Here is a 16,588-nt window from a genome sequence, read left to right as displayed (position 1 = left end):
AGATGAACTTTCGTTCCATACTGCGCATCAACCCGGTCTAGCAGTTTCTCGGTTAAACTTTGTTTTTCAACATTGTCGCTGCGAGAGACCAAGATTATAGAGCAATCCTGCGCAATGTCAAACACCAAATTCGGAATATGTCTGAAAAATCCTGCAGAAGGGTGGCGAATTAGGCTATCGCGGCGTTTCCAAGTACACTACGCCTGTCGTCGTGTCATATATATGCACCCGACGATTTTGCCAGGCCGGATTTCCTCTGAACACTGTCAATAACAACTACAGAAATACTTTTGAACCAAACTACCCACACCATTCCCAGCCGGGAGGAAATTCTCGGCATCTTCCGCAGCGCCAAGGCGCCGCTTGACCTGCTCGCAGTAGCGAAGTCGCTCAAAGTCGCGCAAGACGCACAAGCCGTGCTCTCGCGCCGGCTCAACGCCATGCAGCGCGACGGCCAGATCGTCGCCGACGACAGCGGTCACTTCTCGCTGGCGACCGAGACCGGCTTTGTGGCCGGCCGCGTCAGCAGCCACCGCGACGGCTTCGGCTTTGTCATCCCGGACGAGCCGGGCGAAGACTTGTTCCTGCCCGAAAAAGAAATGCAGAAAGTGCTGCACGGCGACCGCGTGCTGGCCAAGGTCATCGGCGTCGACCGCCGCGGCCGGCCGGAAGGCACCATCGTTGAAGTGGTCCAGCGCGCCAACACGCACGTCATCGGCCGCCTGCTCAACGAAAACGGCACCTGGATCGTCGCGCCGGAAGACCAGCGCATCGCCCAGGACATCCTGATCGAAGGTTCGATCGGCAAGGCGAAATCGGGGCAGGTCGTCAGCGTTGAGCTGACCGAGCAGCCGATGCGCTTCAAGCAGCCGGTCGGCAAGATCGTCGAAGTGCTGGGATCGCTCGACGATCCGGGCATGGAGATCGAAATCGCCGTGCGCAAGTTCGGCGTGCCGCACATCTTCTCGGACGCCGCGCTCAAGCAAGCCAACAAGCTGCCCGACGTGGTGCGCGAGATCGACCTGGCCGACCGCGTCGACCTGCGCGACATTCCGCTGGTGACCATCGACGGCGAAGACGCGCGCGACTTCGACGATGCGGTCTACTGCGAGCCGGTCAAGATCGGCCGCGCCAACGCCTACCGCCTGATCGTCGCCATCGCCGACGTCAGCCACTACGTCAAGCCGAACGACGCGCTCGATACCGACGCGCTCGAACGCAGCACCTCGGTCTACTTCCCGCGCCGCGTGATTCCAATGCTGCCGGAAAAACTGTCCAATGGCCTGTGCTCGCTGAACCCGGCTGTCGACCGTTTGACCCTGGTGTGCGACGCCGTCATCACCGCCAAGGGCGAGATCAAGGCCTACCAGTTCTATCCGGCCGTGATCCACTCGGCCGCGCGCCTGACCTACACCGAAGTGGCCGACATCCTCGGCAACACCAAGGGACCGGAAGCCGCGCGCCGTCCGGGCATCGTGCCGCATCTGCTGAACCTGTACGACGTCTACCAGGCCTTGTTGAAGGCGCGCAGCGAACGCGGCGCGATCGACTTCGAGACCACCGAAACGTACATCGTCTGCAATCCGTCGGGCAAGATCGAAAAGATCATCCCGCGCACCCGCAACGAAGCGCACAAGCTGATCGAAGAATGCATGTTGACCGCCAACGTTTGCGCGGCCGACCTGCTGATCCGCCACAAGCATCCCGGCACCTACCGCATCCACGCCAGCCCGACCGCTGAAAAGCTCAAGCAGGTGCGCACCTTCCTCAAGCAGGTGAACCTGAACTTGAACGGCGGCGACAAACCGACCGCCGGCGATTACGCCGAGCTGATGCGTCAGGTCAAGGAGCGTCCGGACGCGTCGCTGCTGCAAACGATGCTGCTGCGCTCGATGCAGCAGGCGGTCTATTCGCCCGACAACATCGGCCACTTCGGCCTGGCGTACGAGGCGTATGCCCACTTCACCAGCCCGATCCGCCGCTATCCGGACTTGCTGACGCACCGCGCCATCAAGGCCATCCTGCTGGGTAAAAAGTACGAGCCGAAAATCCCGTCGACCAGCATGCTCAACACCAACGTCTCGAACGCCACGCGCAAGCAGCAGGCCAAGGACAAGGCCGACGGCAAAGAGAAAAAAGCCGCCGTCGACCTGACCGTGTGGGACGCGCTGGGCGTGCACTGCTCGGCCAACGAGCGCCGCGCCGACGAAGCATCGCGCGACGTCGAAGCCTGGCTGAAGTGCTACTTCATGCAGGACAAGCTGGGCGAGGAATTCACCGGCATCATCACCGGCGTGACCAGCTTCGGCATCTTCGTGCAGCTGGACCAGTTGTTCGTCGAAGGCATGGTGCACATCACCGACCTCGGCACCGACTACTTCCAGTACGACGACGCCCGCCACGAACTGCGCGGCGACCGCACCGGCAAGCGTTTCCAGCTGACCGACAAGGTCGATGTCCAAGTGGTCCGCGTCGATCTGGAATCGCGCAAGATCGATCTGCGCCTGGCCGGCGTCGATGCGCCGCCGCCACGTCCGGAGAAACCGTCCAAGGACAAGGATCGGAAGGGCAACATCAAGCCGGGCCCGACGACGTCGCAGCGCCACGAGGTCAAGACCACCGCGCCGAAGTCGGCGCCGTCCAAGCCATCGCAATCGGCCCAGCCGTCAGCGCCGCAGCCGGCCGCCAAGCCGTCGCGCTCGCGCGGCGGACGCGGCAAAACCAATGCCGCGGCGGGTGCCGCGGTAGCACCCCGAGCAGCGCAGCCTGCCTCAAAAAGTAAGAAGAAGCGATAAATAATGAAGAACAAAATGATTTTTGGTTTCCATGCGGTGACCTCGCGTTTGCGTCATGAGGCCTCATCCGTGGAAGAGATTTTCATCGACGCCACGCGCGACGACCGCCGCATGAAGGATCTGGTCGCCAACGCCAAGGCGGCCGGTGTGCGCGTCATGCCGGTCGACTCGGCAAGGCTCGACAAGATCGTCGGCACCCGCCGCCACCAGGGCGTGATCGCCTTCGCCTCGCAGCTGGCGCTGGCGCGCAACCTCGATGAACTGCTCGACGCCATCGAAGGCCCGCCGCTGCTGCTGGTCCTCGACGGCATCACCGATCCGCACAACCTGGGCGCCTGCCTGCGCGTGGCCGACGGTGTCGGCGCCCACGCGGTCATCGTGCCGAAGGACCGCGCCGTCGGTCTGAACGCCACGGCCGCCAAGGTCGCCAGCGGCGCGGCTGAAACCGTGCCGTACATCACCGTCACCAACCTGGCGCGCACCCTGCGCGACCTGAAGGACCGCGACATCTGGCTGATCGGCACCTCCGACGACGGCGAAAAAGGTTTGTACGAAGCCGACTTCACCGGCCCGACCGCGCTGGTCATGGGTTCGGAAGGCGAGGGCATGCGCCGCCTGACGCGCGAGACCTGCGACATGCTGGTCAGCATCCCGATGTTCGGTTCGGTTGAAAGTTTGAACGTCTCCGTGGCCTCCGGCGTCTGTCTGTACGAAGCGCGCCGCCAGCGCCTTGCCAGGGAAGCTTAAACAGCATCCCGGCAAAGCAGTTCCGGCGGCTCACTTCGAGGGCCGCCGCCGTTTCATCCCCCTCCAAGTCTGCCGCTTCTTAGCAACCTCCGACCGGATACGCTAACATGGGCGTTTCGGTTGTCATTCCGTACAGCTATGTTCAACCATCTGCGACAAGACATCAACAGCATCATCGAACGCGACCCCGCCGCCCGCAATACCTGGGAGGTGCTCACGTGCTATCCCGGCCTCCAGGCGATCGTCATGCACCGCTGGGCCAGCTGGTGCTGGTGGCACGGCATGAAGTGGCTCGGACGCTTCATCTCCTACCTGGCGCGCATCATCACCGGCATTGAAATCCATCCCGGCGCCACCATCGGCCGGCGCGTCTTTATTGACCACGGCTTCGGCGTGGTCATCGGCGAGACGGCCGAAGTAGGGGACGACTGCACCATCTACCAGGGAGTAACCCTGGGCGGCACTTCGCTGCATACCGGTAGCAAGCGCCATCCGACGCTGGCGCGCGGCGTCATCGTCGGCGCCGGCGCCAAGGTGCTGGGCGGCTTCACGGTGGGCGAATACGCCAAGGTCGGCTCGAACGCCGTGCTGCTCAAGCCGGTGCCGGCGGGCGCCACGGCCGTCGGCAATCCCGCGCACATCGTGCAGAAGGAAGCGGCCGCGCCGGTCAGCGCCACCGCGCATTTGTTCTCGGCCTATGGCGTCACGCCGAACGGCGACGATCCGCTATCGAAAGCGCTGCACGGCCTGATCAATCATGCCGTCCAACAGGAACAGCAGATTGAGCGCATCCTGGCAGTGCTGAAGGCGGCGGGCTTGCCCTGTCAGGGAGTAGCCGAATGTGATAAATTGAATTCCGACCAATTAAACAAGCTCGTCGAATAAGGATCATGGACATGGAATCACCCGCAGGCGCAGAAATACTGGACCCGTTTGAAATCCGCGTGCTGGCCGTGCTGGCCGAAAAGGAAGCGCTCACGCCGGACAACTATCCGCTGTCGCTGAACGCGCTGGTCAACGGCTGCAATCAATTGTCGAGCCGTGATCCGGTGATGTCGATCTCGGAAGAAACGGTCGCCGATGTTTTGCAGCGGCTCATGCAGCGCAAATACGTCAACGGCATTACGCAGGCGGGCGCGCGGGTGACGAAGTACGAGCACCGGATGCGCATCAAGTGGTCGCTGGAGCAGGACAAGCTGGCGGTGTTGACGATCCTGATGCTGCGCGGGCTGCAGACGGCGGGCGAGATCCGCACCCGCACGGGGCGGTTGCACGACTTCAAATCGGTGACCGACGTCGAGAACGCGCTGCAATTCCTGATCGACAAATACCCGCCGCTGGTCTCCAAGCTTGCCCTCGCGCCCGGCACCAAGGAACCGCGCTACGGCCAGTTGCTGGGCGGCGAAGACGCGCTGGCGCGCGAGGAAACGGCGGCCGGCCTTGGCGGCTCGGTCAGCTCGGCCTCGTCAGGAGGACGGGTCGCCGCGCTGGAGCAGGAAGTGCAGCAACTGCGGCGCGACTTCGACGACCTCAGCGCCCAGTTCGCCGAATTCCGCAAACAGTTCGAATAACAACTGGTGGATCAGCCTTCCTCGCGGCGGCGGCGCATCCAGATGGCCACCGCTATCATGGCCGCCCCAGCGGCGACCCCGATCCATACATTGGCGTTGCCCAGGGTTGCCCACGATTCGCCGAAGATCTGCGGCACCGGCAACCGGTGCGGCACGCCCTCCGTCAAGACGCGGGCGTCGTCAAACAGCAGCCACGCGCCCGGCACCACGCTGAGCAACAGACGGCAGACGATATTGCTGACGAACCAGGCCGAGTCGATGCCGATGTGCATGGCTTTTTCGGCCCACAACAACAGCAGCGCGGTCACCAGCGGCGTGCCGACCGCCCACAGGAACACCTTGGAGCGCGCCATGCTCGACACCATCAGCAACCAGCCCACCGTCGGCAGCGCCCACATGACATACAAGGGAAGCAGACCGAGCATGCGCAGCGGCGTCAGGTAGAGGTCCGGCGTGAGGAACAGTTCGCCGAATACATTGGTGCCGTGCGTGAGCAACAAGAAGGCGCCGATCAACAGGACCAGCAGCGACAGCACGAAGCCGATGCCCAGCGTGATCAACGGCGCCACGACGGCGGCGAGCAAGACCTTCGACATGACCGTCATCGAGTCCGACACCGGTAGCGATTTCCAGAACAGCAGGCTGCGGTCGCGCCGCTCGTCGTGCAGCGCGCCGAGGCAGTAGAAGAACACCAGCACGCCAAGCACCAGCAGCACCGGCGCGGAAGAGGCCATGTACGCCTGCGCCATCGTTTCGACCACTTGCGTGCGCACCTTGCCCTCCAGGGTAACGGACAGGATTTGCGATGGCGAACCGTCACCGTTGATGCTGATGTTTTTGTCGAATGAGGCCGCTACCAGCGCCATCACCGCGACCAGCGCGGCGATGACCGCCGGCGCCCACACCAGCATGCCCTTGTGTTCCCACATTTCGCGCTTGATCAGCCATTTCATGGTTTTCATGCGTAGGTTCCTTTCATGGTGGCGACAAACAGATCGGCGACGCTAGGCGTGCGCAGTTCGCCGAAGTTCGCCAGTTGCTCGCGCGATACCCCGTCAAACAGCATGATGGATTTGCCGAACACGGTGCGCTGGGTCATCGGTTGCAGTGCGTTCGCGGCGGCGATGAACGGCCCCTCCACCATCACCTCGGTGAAGCGCTCGCCGACTTCATCCATCGTCGCGGCCAGCGAGATCTTGCCGTCCTGGATGAACATCAGGTCGGTCAGGATGTGTTCGACCTCTTCGATCTGGTGGGTCGTGATGACGATGGTTTTATTCTCGTCGAAGTAGTCCTCCAGCAGGTTCTGGTAGAACTGCTTGCGGTACAGGATGTCCAGGCCCAGGGTCGGCTCGTCGAGCACCAGCAGCTTGGCGTCGATGGCCATGACCAGCGCCAGGTGCAACTGCACCACCATGCCCTTGGACATGGCCTTGACCTTCATATTCGGATTCAACTTGGTGATGGCCAGATACTTCTCCGCCTTGCTGCGGTCGAAGCGCGGATGCACGCCTTCGACGAAATCGATCGCATCCTTGACCTTGAGCCACTTCGGCAGGATGGCGACGTCGGCGATGAAGCATACCTCGTTCATCAGCGCATCACGCTGGGTGCGCGGGTCCATGCCGAGCACCGACAACTCGCCGTCGAACTGGGTCAGTCCCAGCAGGGCCTTGAGCGTGGTGGTCTTGCCCGAACCGTTGGGGCCGATCAGGCCGACAATGCGACCTGCCTCGACCGTGAAAGTGACGCCGTCCAGCGCGGCTTGCTTGCCGTATTTTTTGCTGAGGTTGGTCGCGGTGATGATGGCGCTCATGCCGAACCTCCCGGCGTGGCGGGCTTGAGCAGCGATTCGGGTTCCAGGCCGAGGCGGCGGATGCGTTCGAGCATCGCCGGCCATTCTTCGCGCAGGAAGCGTTCGCGTTCGCTGGCCAACAGTTTTTCGTGGGCGCCGTCAGTAACGTACATACCTAATCCCCTTCTTTTTTCGACTAAGGTTTCGTCCACGAGCTCTTGATAGGCCCGCGATACCGTAATCGGATTGAGTTGATAATCGGCGGCAACCTGCCGGACCGAGGGCAGGGCGTCGCCCGGCTTGAGGACGCCATCGAGCATCATGCCGATGACCTTGTCCTTGAGTTGCCGGTAGATCGGCGCGTTGTCATTCCAGCCTATCGTGGACATACATGTGGTCCCCTTGATGTGTGTTAATGAGGTGGTGTTGTAGTGAACTATAACAGTGAGGCAAAAAAAAGCAAGCAAAAAAGCAAGCAAGAGAGCTAGCCGATCGCCCGCGATGCGTCGCTACCCGAGTTTGGCCATCAATTCGAGCGCGTTGGGCAGCGCCGCGCCGGAAGCGGTGTTGTCGAAGATGCACCAGCCCGGGTGTTTTTTTAGATAGTCGGCCACTTGATTCAGATATTTTTCTTCATACGGTGAGTAATAAATTCGCGGACTGCCGTGCAAACGCGCGTAAACCATGTCGGTGGTCGGCACGAAAACGCCGGCTTGGCCCGCTGGCGGGTCGGCGATGACCCGCGTCACGCGATGACGTTTCATCAACTCCGTCGCCTCGTCGCCGAACCAGCTGCCGTGTCGCGCTTCGCAGGCGAGGGCGCATTTGAAGCTGTCGTGCAAACGTTCGAAGAACCCGTCGGCAACTTTCACGTCGAAGACCAGGCTTGGCGGCAACTGCACCAGAATGCACCCGAGTTTTTCTCCCAACGCGCCAACCTCGGCTGCAAACGTTGACAACAAATTATCAATGTCAAATAGTTTTTGATAATGTGTAATGCTTCTAGGTAACTTCACCGAAAAACGGAACTCATCAGGCACGCTTTCAGCCCAACGCGCGTAGGTCGAGGCCTGGTGCGGCTTGTAGAAGGATGAGTTGATTTCGGCCGCGTTCAGTACGGTCGCGTAACGCTGCAAATGGCTGCCTTCGCCGGGAAATTGAGATGCGGACTGCCGGTCGATACCCCATCCGGCGCAGCCAATACGTATATTTGAAATCATTATTATTAACTCCCCGTTCAAAAAAGAACACATTGGTTCATTTTAAGAGTTCTGTGCAATCGACGGCGCCCAATTCACGGGATTGGCCGGACCAATTAACCGATCATCTTTTTGATTATTTACGGTTACTAGCAATCCTATATTTTCTGAATATATCTGGTATATGGATTATTTATTATTCGTTCCGGGTAAGTAGAATACCGTACTTGACATATTAAATGGCACCAAACTGGTGCATTCAAAGAAATGACAATAGGAAAGTATTGTTTAAAATATGAATTATTGAACAATGTTGGCATCATCGAAAACTCCGTGCTATATTGTTTTCACCGCTGAAGCCTTTGGTTGTCCTCTCCGCGCTGTTATCAACCACGATAGCGGTGACGATGAGATATTCCAATTTTCCATACGTCTGCGCAGGCGTCCGGGTTAATTGGTAGTGCTGCCCTCGATAACTTTTTGTTTAAATCTCTTCCAATTCGATGTCATCTTTGATCATCGGTGGATGATGGCTGGCGCCTGTCTGACTAATCATAGTCATCCGTTTAAATCATTCATCAGCATGGATATTGATTATGAATAAACTTAAGTACGATATACCGGCCGCTATCGTGGTCTTCCTGGTGGCCCTGCCGCTATGCCTGGGCATCGCCCTGGCCTCGGGCGCACCCCTGTTCTCCGGCATCATCTCCGGCATCATCGGGGGCATCGTCGTGGGGATGATCAGTGGATCGCAGACCAGCGTCAGCGGTCCTGCCGCCGGCCTTGCCGCCGTCGTGCTGGCCTCGATCACCAAGCTCGGAACGTTTGAGATCTTGCTGGTGGCGATATTGATTGCCGGGGTTTTGCAGTTGGCGATGGGACTATTCCGCGCCGGCTTCATCGCGAACTATATTCCATCGAACGTAATTAAAGGCCTGCTCGCGGCAATCGGTATTCTATTAATCCTTAAGCAGATTCCGCACGCGATCGGCTACGACAAGACCGATGTCGATAATTTCTCATTCACGCAGGGGAATGGCGAAAATACCTTCTCGGCTATTCTCAATGCATTGAATGTCATTACGCCGGGCGCGTTGATTATATCGTTGCTGTCCGTGCTGATCCTGGTCTATTGGGATAAAACACCATTCAAGCGATTCAAGCTGTTGCCCGCTCCGCTGTTCGTGGTGGCCTTGGGTATTTTGTTGAATGTCATGTTTAATATGTACGTGCCGGCATTGGGCATCGAACAGACCCATTTGGTGGATATTCCACCCATCGATACCAGCAACCTTGGCGCCTATTTGCATTTGCCGAACCTCGCCCATTTCGCCAATCGCGACGTCTGGTTCGTGGGTATTACCATTGCCATCGTCGCCTCGCTTGAAACGCTGTTGAATGTCGAAGCGGTCGACAAGGTCGATCCACACAAGCGTGAAACCCCGCCGAACCGCGAACTGGTGGCCCAGGGCGTGGGTAACATCTTCGCCGGCCTGCTGGGCGGCTTGCCGGTGACCTCGGTGATCGTACGCAGCTCGGTTAACGTTCAGTCCGGTAATAAAACCAAGGCTTCCGCCGTATTGCACGGCGTATTCATGCTGGTCAGCGTTGCATTGTTGAGTCCGTTATTGAATCTCATTCCGTTGGCCGCTTTGGCTGCCATCCTCATCACTACCGGCTACAAATTGGCGAAGATATCGTTGTTCCGCGATATGTACCAAAAAGGATGGTCGCAATTTGTTCCGTTTGTCATTACTGTGCTGGCAATTGTTTTCACCGATTTGCTGATGGGCGTATTGATCGGTTTGGCGGCGGGCGTGTTCTATCTCATGCGCAGCAATTTCCGCAATCCTTTCTCCATAGAACAATATCGCCTGCACATCGGCGAAGTGATCAAGATGGAGTTGCCTAATCAGGTATCGTTCTTGAACAAGGCCACGATCAAAACTGCCCTGTGGGAAATTCCTGATGGCTCGAAAGTGCTGATCAACGCCAGCAATGCCGATTTTATCGATCATGATGTTTTGGAAACTATCCAGGACTACCGTGTTGTGGCCGCCGAGCGCGACGTGCAGCTGAACGTCATCGGCCTGCGCGACAAATACGCGCTGAACGATCCGATCCAGTTTGTGCCCGTGCTGGACCAGGAAACCCAGAAAAAGCTGCGTCCGCACGAGGTGCTGCAGCTGCTGCGTGATGGCAATGAACGCTTCAAGGCCGGCCGCTGCTTCGAAAAGTACTACCTGCATCAGGCCGATGCGACCGCGTCCGGCCAGCACCCGATGGCGGTGGTGGTGAACTGCATCGATTCGCGGACGTCGCCGGAGATCATTTTCGATGCCGGCCTGGGTGATTTGCTGACGATCCGCATCGCCGGTAACGTCATCAGCAGGGAAATCATCGGCAGCCTGGAGATCGCGCACAAACTGGGCGCAAAGCTGATCGTCGTCAAGGGACACTCGTCTTGCGGCGCCATCGGCCTGGCCATGGCGAACGAACATGCGCACAGCATCGGCGCCATCACCGGCAAGATCCAGATGGCGATCCACCAGTGCTCGGGACATGGCGTGGCCGGCAGCAAGGAGTTGCGCGATCAGATCGCCCGTCAAAACATCGAGAACTCGCTGGCGGAAGTGATCAACGGCAGCGAATATCTGCGTGGTTGCATCCAGCGGGGCGAGATGGGCCTGGTCGGCGCCTATCACGATATCGCGGCCAGAACGGTGCAGTTCGGCGATTTGGTCACCGGCGACAAGGTACAACGCTACCGCTCGTCCGATAGCGATCTCGCCGCCTGAGCCAGGACGCCGCAGGTCGGTCATAATGTCGACGAGTTCATCTCGAAACGGACAATATGATCGACCTTAAACGCTCTCTCAAGTTTTCCTTCCCGCTGTTGGCGGCCGCGTTCCTGCTGGCCGCCTGCGCCTCCCTGATCGGCCCGCGCGAGGTCGATCTGCCCCAGGAGCGCCTGCAACACAATCTCGACCGAAAGTTCCCCATGCGCCAGCGCGTGCTGGGCGTGTTCGAGGTTGAGCTGAGCCATCCCCAATTGACCATCCTTGCCGAAAACAACCGCGTCGCCTTGAATGTCGACCTGAACGTGACGCCGCTGCTGGCGCGCCAAGCCTGGCGCGGCAATATGACGGTGTCCGGCCGTCTCAACGTCGACAGCGTGCGCAACACCATCTACCTGAGCGAAGCCCACGTCGACCGCTTCGCCATGGACAATATGGATGAGGGTAAGCAGGTGCAGCTCGCCAGTGTCGCGAATTTGCTGGGCGATAACGTCGTCAAGGACATCGCGGTGCATACCTTCGACCCGAAAGAGTTGCGCTATGCGGGCGTACAGTTCGTCCTGACCGGCATCGGCACGCGTCCCGGCGGCCTGGTCGCAAATCTGCTCCCGGCGGAGCAATCGCGCTAGCGTCGCATTTTTTACCGGGTAAGATGTTTCAACTCACCCCGCCAAGGACCTCCAGCATGCAACAAAAGATCGTCGCCGATATCGCCGTCATCCAGTCGATGGCCGTCGTGCCGACGATACTGGAGACCGTCGCGGCGCTGACCGGTCTGCGATTTGTTTGCGTGGCGCGGGTGACCGCCGATTCCTGGACCACCTGCGCGGTGCTGGACAAACTGAACTTCGGCTTGAACGTCGGTGACGGGCTCGACGTCACCACCACCATTTGCGAAGAGGTGCGCGACACCCGTCACGCCGTCGTGATCGACCACGTGGCGCAGGACGAGCGCTACCGCGACCATCGCACGCCGCGCATGTACGGCTTCCAGAGTTATTTTTCGATTCCGCTGTTCCGTCCGGACGGCGACTATTTCGGCACGCTGTGCGGCCTCGACCCTGTTCCCAACGAGTTGTCGACGCCGAAAGTGAGCCAGACCCTCACCTTGTTCGCCCAGCTTATTTCGGCCCAGCTGGAATGCGAGCGCGAGCTGGCCGAAACGCGCACCGCGCTGTTGGACGAGCAGACCAGCGCCGAGCTGCGCGAACAGTTTATCGCCGTGCTGGGCCACGATCTGCGCACGCCGCTCAGTTCCATCGTCACCGGTGCCGATGTGCTCGGCATGCTCGCCTTGCCGCCTCAGGCCGTCAAGGTGGTCGAGCGCATCCGCCGCAGCGCGATGCGGATCGCCGGGCTGGTCGACGATGTGGTCGATTTCACGCGCGGCCGCATGGGCGGCGGCATCGCTATCGAACTCAAGCTGGAAAACAACCTGAAAGCGGCCTTCGAGCAAGTCATCGCGGAATTGCGCGGTGCCCATCCGGACAGCGAGATCACCGCCGATATGTCGCTGGGCGGACCGCTCATGGTCGATGCCGGGAGGATGGCGCAGCTGCTGTCCAACCTGCTCAAAAATGCGCTGGTGCACGGCGACACCAAGCGTCCGGTACGGGTGCACATCACGCAGCAGGGCGGGGCGCTGGAAATCATCGTCGCCAACGAAGGCCCCGCCATTCCCGAGGAAACCCTCAGCCAGCTGTTCAAGCCGTTCTGGCGCGGCAAGCCGGTCTACGGCGAAAAAGGCCTGGGTCTGGGCTTGTTTATCGTGTCGGAGATCGCGCTATCGCATCATGGCGAACTCGATGTGATTTCCACCGATGATGCGACCTCGTTTATCTTCAGGATGAAACAGTCGATTCGCGCCGGCTGACGGCAATTCGCGCCGCCGTCCGGCATTTCGTCGCACAGCGCTGCTTTGGCGCGTGGCCGCAGGCATAGTGGAGGCAACTCAACCAGCCCTGCGGAGCACGCCATGATTCAGCAAATTATTTCCCACACGCCCATCTATGTCTGGGTCTTGCTAACCTTTCTCGTCTATCGCGGCGTGATGGCTGCCAGGGACCGGGAAGTACCGCTGCAGAAACTGTTCATCATTCCGGTGGTCATGCTGGTGGTTTCGCTGGCAGGCATGAACGGTCACGGGTCGCTGGGCGCGGGCGTTTGGGGCGTGTGGCTGACCGCCATGCTCGCCACCGTTGCGTTCATCTGGACGACCGGCAAAGGCGAGATCGTCGTCAACCGCGCCGCCGGCACGGTCCTGCAGCGCGGCAGCTGGACGCCATTGGTGCTGATGCTCGCCATTTTTGTCACCAAGTACACGGTCGCGGTGCTGTCGGTCATGCATCCAGAGTTGCAGCGTCAGATGCCGTTCGTCGTGGCCGTGAGCGGCTTGTTCGGGGTGTTCAACGGCGTCTTCGTCGGCCGCCTGCTGCGTTGTGTGGCGGCCTATGTGCGCCAGCCGAGGCCGGCCCTGGCTTGATTTAGCGAATACTTAAGCAGCCCCGGCCTTCCTTGTGGCCGACTGCAAGAGCTCTTACAATGGGCCGCATCGATGACATTGTTGGGGCGGTCTATGTATATATTTGGTATCGGCATACACGTGCTGGCGGCGATTTTCTTCGCCATCCACGTGGTCCGCAGCGGTCAGCAGATGTACTGGCTGATGATACTTTTCATGTTCCCGGGTATCGGCAGCGTCGTGTATTTTGTTGCTATCTACCTGCCCAACTCCAAGTTGCAGCACGGTGCGCGCAAGGCGGTGACGGTGGCGGCCAAGACGCTCGATCCGGGGCGCGAGTTGCGCGAAGCAAGGCAAGCCTACGAGTACACGCCGACCGCGCAAAACCAGATGCGCCTAGCGAGCGCCTTGCTCGAGGCGGGTGATGCGGACGAGGCGGCGACGACGTATGAAGCCTGCTTGCAGGGGCCGTTTTCGGGCGATCTGGAGATTCGTTTCGGCGCGGCGCGCGCCACGTTGGCGTGCGGCAGGGCGCTTGGCGCGGTGACGCATTTGCAAACCATCCGCGCCGCCAATGCCAATTTCAGGCCGGAGCAGGTGTCGTTGTTGCTGGCCCAGTCGCTGGCGGCGGCGGGGCGGCAGGACGAAGCGAGGGCGGAGTTCGATTATGCGCTGAGCCATCACAACAGCTTCACCACGCAGGCGGAGTGCGCGATATGGGCGGCCGGCGTGGGCGATGCGGCCAAGGCCAACCAGCTCGATCAGGAATTGCAGCGCACGATACAACGCTGGACCAGCCATACGCGGGATTTGAACCAGCCGTTGATAAAACGGCTTAACGCGGCGATGGCAGCAGTAAGGAAATAGGCCTCTACACGGGACTCATTGCGGAGACACGTAGGGCGGATTAGCGTAGCGTAATCCGCCATGCATGCGCCGTCGGCGGCTCACAGATGGCGGATTACGGCTTCGCCTAATCCGCCCTACGTGTCTCCGTGGTCATTTAAGCAGCACAGTTCCGTGGCGATTCGCGCAGCACGGTTCCGAGTTCAGTCAGGCAGCACGGCGCCGTTCAGGTCGTGACGGGTGATGGTGCCGTTGGCGTCGATCGCGATCCAGCCGCCGCGCGGCGGTGTCGCGTCTGGCTCCCAGTCGGGCAGCACGTAGCGGCGCGTGGCGCCGACCTGGTGCAGGGCGGGGCGGTGCGTGTGGCCGTGGATCATCACATCGGTGCCCGTTTGCGTGAACACGTCGCCGATCGCCTGCGGCGTCACATCCATGATCTCGTACGATTTGGCGCCTTGTTCGGTGCGGCTGCTTTCGCGCATGCCGGCGATGATGGCCTTGCGCTGCGCCAGCGGCATCGCCATGAATTGCGCCTGATACGCCGGCTGCCGCACCATCGCCCGGAATTGCATGTACTTCACATCCTCGGTGCACTGCGCGTCGCCGTGCAACAAGACCAGGCGTTGGCCGCCGATCTCGGTCACATGGGTTTCCGGCAGCAAGGTCAACCCGGCCGCCTCGGCAAAGCCGGTGCTCACCAGGAAATCGCGGTTGCCGCCTATCCAGTAGACGCGCGTGCCGCCATCGCTCACCTTACGCAGCGCGGCAACGACTTGCGCGTGGAAGGGATCGCCGATGTCGTCGTCGCCCGCCCAGAATTCGAACAGGTCGCCGAGCAGGTACAACTGTTGCGCGCGCCGCGCATGCCGCTCCAGGAAGTCGAAAAACGCTGCACTGGTGGCGGGATGCGCGGGCTGCAAATGCAGATCGGAGATAAACAGCGCGAGAACGTCGCTCGCGCGCTCGCCGGTCTGATGTTGGCTCATTGAGTCTCGCTCGCTGGAATTTAAGCGGCCAGCTCGATGCTTTCGATGATGACGTCTTCCGCCGGCACGTCGGCGAACATGCCGCTGCGGGTGGTTTTGACTTTCTTGATCGCGTCGACGACTTCGGTGCCTTCGATGACTTTACCGAACACGGCGTAGCCCCAGCCGTCCTGGCCTGGATAGTCGAGGAAGGAGTTGCCCTTGACGTTGATGAAGAACTGCGCCGAGGCCGAGTGCGGCGCCGAAGTGCGGGCCATGGCCAGGGTGTACGGCTCGTTTTTCAGGCCGTTCTTGCCTTCGTTTTCCACGGTCGCGTCGGCCGGCTTTTGCTTCATGCCTGGCTCGAAACCGCCGCCCTGGATCATGAAACCGTCGATCACGCGGTGGAAGATGGTGTTGTTGTAGTGGCCGGCGTTCATGTAGGCCAGGAAGTTTTCCACGGATTTCGGGGCTTTTTCGTCGTTCAGTTCGACGGTCATTTTGCCCATGTTGGTGGTGATGATTACGTTGGTCATGTTGTTATCCTGTGTAGTAAATGAGGTATTTTTATGCCGCAGGGCGCTATTTTACATTTTTGGCTGGATCGGGGTCTTCAAAATCGTCGCGGACTTGATCACCACCGGAATTACCGGGATGTTCTGGAAGATCCCCTTGTCGTCGACCAGCACGCCCTTGATCTTGTCGACCACCTCCTGGCCCTGGACCACCTTGCCGAACACGGTGTAGCCGAAGCCGTCGCGGCCGGGATAGTTCAGCGCCTCGTTATCGGCCACGTTGATGAAGAACTGCGAGGTGGCCGAGTTCGGGTCGCCGGTGCGCGCCATCGCCAGTGAATAGGTGACGTTGGTCAAGCCGTTCTGCGATTCGATCGGCACCGGCTTGTTGACCTTTTTCTGCGTCAGCTTTTCATCGAAGCCGCCGCCCTGGATCATGAAACCGTCGATGACGCGGTGGAAAATCGTGCCTTTATAGAAGCCCGACTTGACGTAGCCGAGGAAGTTTTCCACCGACTTGGGCGCTTTTTCGCGGTCCAGTTCGACGACGATGTCGCCCATGGTGGTCTTGATCTCGACCTGGGGCGTGGGATTGGCCGGCGCGGCGGCCTTGGTCGCCGGTCCCGCCGCCAGCGCCGCGCCGGACAGCGCGACACCCGCGAACATGGTCATCAGTTTGCCGAACAGCGATGTCTGCGATTTGTACATTCTTGCTTCCCCATATAGATTTTGTTGGTGACGATCGGCCCGACGAGCCAAAATCCTGAGTCATATCGGGCCAATACGATTTTTATCAATGCTATACTTCTCCAATACATTCCATTCTACCCGCTGTCCGGTGGAATGAAATAACGCAACAAGATAACGAAATAACTATACCGAGGGTCTGTCAG

16 protein-coding genes are annotated in these 16,588 nt (G+C 60.0%); 9 read left to right on the top strand and 7 right to left on the bottom strand.

Translation table 11 applies throughout. From position 1 onward, the window contains the following. Positions 1–290 precede the first annotated feature (290 nt). The 4 genes from rnr to NHH88_22620 all read left to right on the top strand — a co-directional run bounded on the left by rnr (position 291) and on the right by NHH88_22620 (position 5,113). The gene (gene rnr, locus NHH88_22635) at positions 291–2,795 is read left to right on the top strand and encodes a ribonuclease R (protein ID USX12473.1); all 2,505 of its coding nucleotides are present in this window, start codon (positions 291–293) and stop codon (positions 2,793–2,795) included. Positions 2,796–2,798: 3 nt separating this feature from the next. Next, positions 2,799–3,542, top strand: a complete 744-nt coding sequence (gene rlmB, locus NHH88_22630; protein USX12472.1) for a 23S rRNA (guanosine(2251)-2'-O)-methyltransferase RlmB — start codon at positions 2,799–2,801, stop codon at positions 3,540–3,542. A 138-nt stretch (positions 3,543–3,680) separates the two neighbouring features. After that, the gene (cysE, locus tag NHH88_22625) at positions 3,681–4,427 is read left to right on the top strand and encodes a serine O-acetyltransferase (protein USX12471.1); all 747 of its coding nucleotides are present in this window, start codon (positions 3,681–3,683) and stop codon (positions 4,425–4,427) included. Between the two features lie 11 nt (positions 4,428–4,438). Beyond that, a complete protein-coding gene (locus NHH88_22620) occupies positions 4,439–5,113 on the top strand; it encodes a YceH family protein (protein ID USX12470.1) in 675 nt (224 codons plus the stop codon). Between the two features lie 11 nt (positions 5,114–5,124). Here NHH88_22620 and NHH88_22615 read toward each other — a convergent pair whose 3' ends face one another. From NHH88_22615 to NHH88_22600, 4 genes are all read right to left on the bottom strand, one after another. Then, positions 5,125–6,075, bottom strand: a complete 951-nt coding sequence (locus NHH88_22615) for a hypothetical protein (GenBank protein USX12469.1) — start codon at positions 6,073–6,075, stop codon at positions 5,125–5,127. Next, positions 6,072–6,929, bottom strand: coding sequence for an ABC transporter ATP-binding protein (locus tag NHH88_22610; protein USX12468.1), 858 nt, complete (start codon positions 6,927–6,929; stop codon positions 6,072–6,074). Before NHH88_22610 ends, NHH88_22615 begins: the two co-directional genes overlap by 4 nt. Further along, positions 6,926–7,297, bottom strand: a complete 372-nt coding sequence (locus NHH88_22605) for a GntR family transcriptional regulator (GenBank protein USX12467.1) — start codon at positions 7,295–7,297, stop codon at positions 6,926–6,928. Before NHH88_22605 ends, NHH88_22610 begins: the two co-directional genes overlap by 4 nt. A 120-nt stretch (positions 7,298–7,417) precedes the next feature. After that, positions 7,418–8,128, bottom strand: a complete 711-nt coding sequence (locus NHH88_22600) for a DUF72 domain-containing protein (GenBank protein USX12466.1) — start codon at positions 8,126–8,128, stop codon at positions 7,418–7,420. Positions 8,129–8,703: 575 nt separating this feature from the next. On the opposite strand from NHH88_22600, the gene NHH88_22595 reads away from it, so the two are divergent. The 5 genes from NHH88_22595 (at position 8,704) to NHH88_22575 (ending at position 14,236) form a co-directional block, all read left to right on the top strand. After that, positions 8,704–10,908 (top strand): SulP family inorganic anion transporter, encoded by a 2,205-nt coding sequence (locus NHH88_22595; GenBank protein ID USX12465.1) that lies wholly within the window; start codon positions 8,704–8,706, stop codon positions 10,906–10,908. Positions 10,909–10,964: 56 nt separating this feature from the next. Then, the gene (locus NHH88_22590) at positions 10,965–11,537 is read left to right on the top strand and encodes a DUF1439 domain-containing protein (protein USX12464.1); all 573 of its coding nucleotides are present in this window, start codon (positions 10,965–10,967) and stop codon (positions 11,535–11,537) included. A 56-nt stretch (positions 11,538–11,593) separates the two neighbouring features. Beyond that, entirely contained in the window at positions 11,594–12,781 is a 1,188-nt protein-coding gene (locus tag NHH88_22585; GenBank protein ID USX12463.1) for a GAF domain-containing sensor histidine kinase, read from the top strand. A gap of 102 nt (positions 12,782–12,883) precedes the next feature. Further along, positions 12,884–13,390 (top strand): hypothetical protein, encoded by a 507-nt coding sequence (locus NHH88_22580; GenBank protein ID USX12462.1) that lies wholly within the window; start codon positions 12,884–12,886, stop codon positions 13,388–13,390. A gap of 93 nt (positions 13,391–13,483) precedes the next feature. Then, positions 13,484–14,236, top strand: coding sequence for a tetratricopeptide repeat protein (locus NHH88_22575; GenBank protein ID USX12461.1), 753 nt, complete (start codon positions 13,484–13,486; stop codon positions 14,234–14,236). Positions 14,237–14,418: 182 nt separating this feature from the next. Here the strand turns inward: NHH88_22575 and NHH88_22570 are convergent, their stop codons facing one another. Genes NHH88_22570 through NHH88_22560 form a run of 3 tightly spaced genes read right to left on the bottom strand, consistent with a single transcriptional unit; the run spans position 14,419 to position 16,403 of the window. Next, positions 14,419–15,201, bottom strand: coding sequence for a UDP-2,3-diacylglucosamine diphosphatase (locus tag NHH88_22570; protein USX12460.1), 783 nt, complete (start codon positions 15,199–15,201; stop codon positions 14,419–14,421). 20 nt (positions 15,202–15,221) lie between these two features. After that, a complete protein-coding gene (locus tag NHH88_22565; protein USX12459.1) occupies positions 15,222–15,716 on the bottom strand; it encodes a peptidylprolyl isomerase in 495 nt (164 codons plus the stop codon). 51 nt (positions 15,717–15,767) lie between these two features. Continuing rightward, on the bottom strand, positions 15,768–16,403 hold the full coding sequence (locus NHH88_22560; protein ID USX12458.1) for a peptidylprolyl isomerase: 636 nt from the start codon (positions 16,401–16,403) through the stop codon (positions 15,768–15,770). Positions 16,404–16,588 lie beyond the last annotated feature (185 nt).

Source organism: Oxalobacteraceae bacterium OTU3CAMAD1 (genome assembly GCA_024123915.1).
GTDB lineage: Bacteria > Pseudomonadota > Gammaproteobacteria > Burkholderiales > Burkholderiaceae_D > Rugamonas.
This window is presented reverse-complemented; position numbering and strand designations above follow the sequence as displayed.

Excerpts from the sequence above, each read along its gene's own strand:
- rlmB (USX12472.1), top strand. The coding sequence starts at position 2,799 with ATGAAGAACAAAATGATTTTTGGTTTCCATGCGGTGACCTCGCGTTTG.
- cysE (USX12471.1), top strand. The coding sequence starts at position 3,681 with ATGTTCAACCATCTGCGACAAGACATCAACAGCATCATCGAACGCGAC.
- NHH88_22620 (USX12470.1), top strand. The coding sequence starts at position 4,439 with ATGGAATCACCCGCAGGCGCAGAAATACTGGACCCGTTTGAAATCCGC.
- NHH88_22615 (USX12469.1), bottom strand. The coding sequence starts at position 6,075 with ATGAAAACCATGAAATGGCTGATCAAGCGCGAAATGTGGGAACACAAG.
- NHH88_22610 (USX12468.1), bottom strand. The coding sequence starts at position 6,929 with ATGAGCGCCATCATCACCGCGACCAACCTCAGCAAAAAATACGGCAAG.
- NHH88_22605 (USX12467.1), bottom strand. The coding sequence starts at position 7,297 with ATGTCCACGATAGGCTGGAATGACAACGCGCCGATCTACCGGCAACTC.
- NHH88_22600 (USX12466.1), bottom strand. The coding sequence starts at position 8,128 with ATGATTTCAAATATACGTATTGGCTGCGCCGGATGGGGTATCGACCGG.
- NHH88_22595 (USX12465.1), top strand. The coding sequence starts at position 8,704 with ATGAATAAACTTAAGTACGATATACCGGCCGCTATCGTGGTCTTCCTG.
- NHH88_22590 (USX12464.1), top strand. The coding sequence starts at position 10,965 with ATGATCGACCTTAAACGCTCTCTCAAGTTTTCCTTCCCGCTGTTGGCG.
- NHH88_22585 (USX12463.1), top strand. The coding sequence starts at position 11,594 with ATGCAACAAAAGATCGTCGCCGATATCGCCGTCATCCAGTCGATGGCC.
- NHH88_22580 (USX12462.1), top strand. The coding sequence starts at position 12,884 with ATGATTCAGCAAATTATTTCCCACACGCCCATCTATGTCTGGGTCTTG.
- NHH88_22575 (USX12461.1), top strand. The coding sequence starts at position 13,484 with ATGTATATATTTGGTATCGGCATACACGTGCTGGCGGCGATTTTCTTC.
- NHH88_22570 (USX12460.1), bottom strand. The coding sequence starts at position 15,201 with ATGAGCCAACATCAGACCGGCGAGCGCGCGAGCGACGTTCTCGCGCTG.
- NHH88_22565 (USX12459.1), bottom strand. The coding sequence starts at position 15,716 with ATGACCAACGTAATCATCACCACCAACATGGGCAAAATGACCGTCGAA.
- NHH88_22560 (USX12458.1), bottom strand. The coding sequence starts at position 16,403 with ATGTACAAATCGCAGACATCGCTGTTCGGCAAACTGATGACCATGTTC.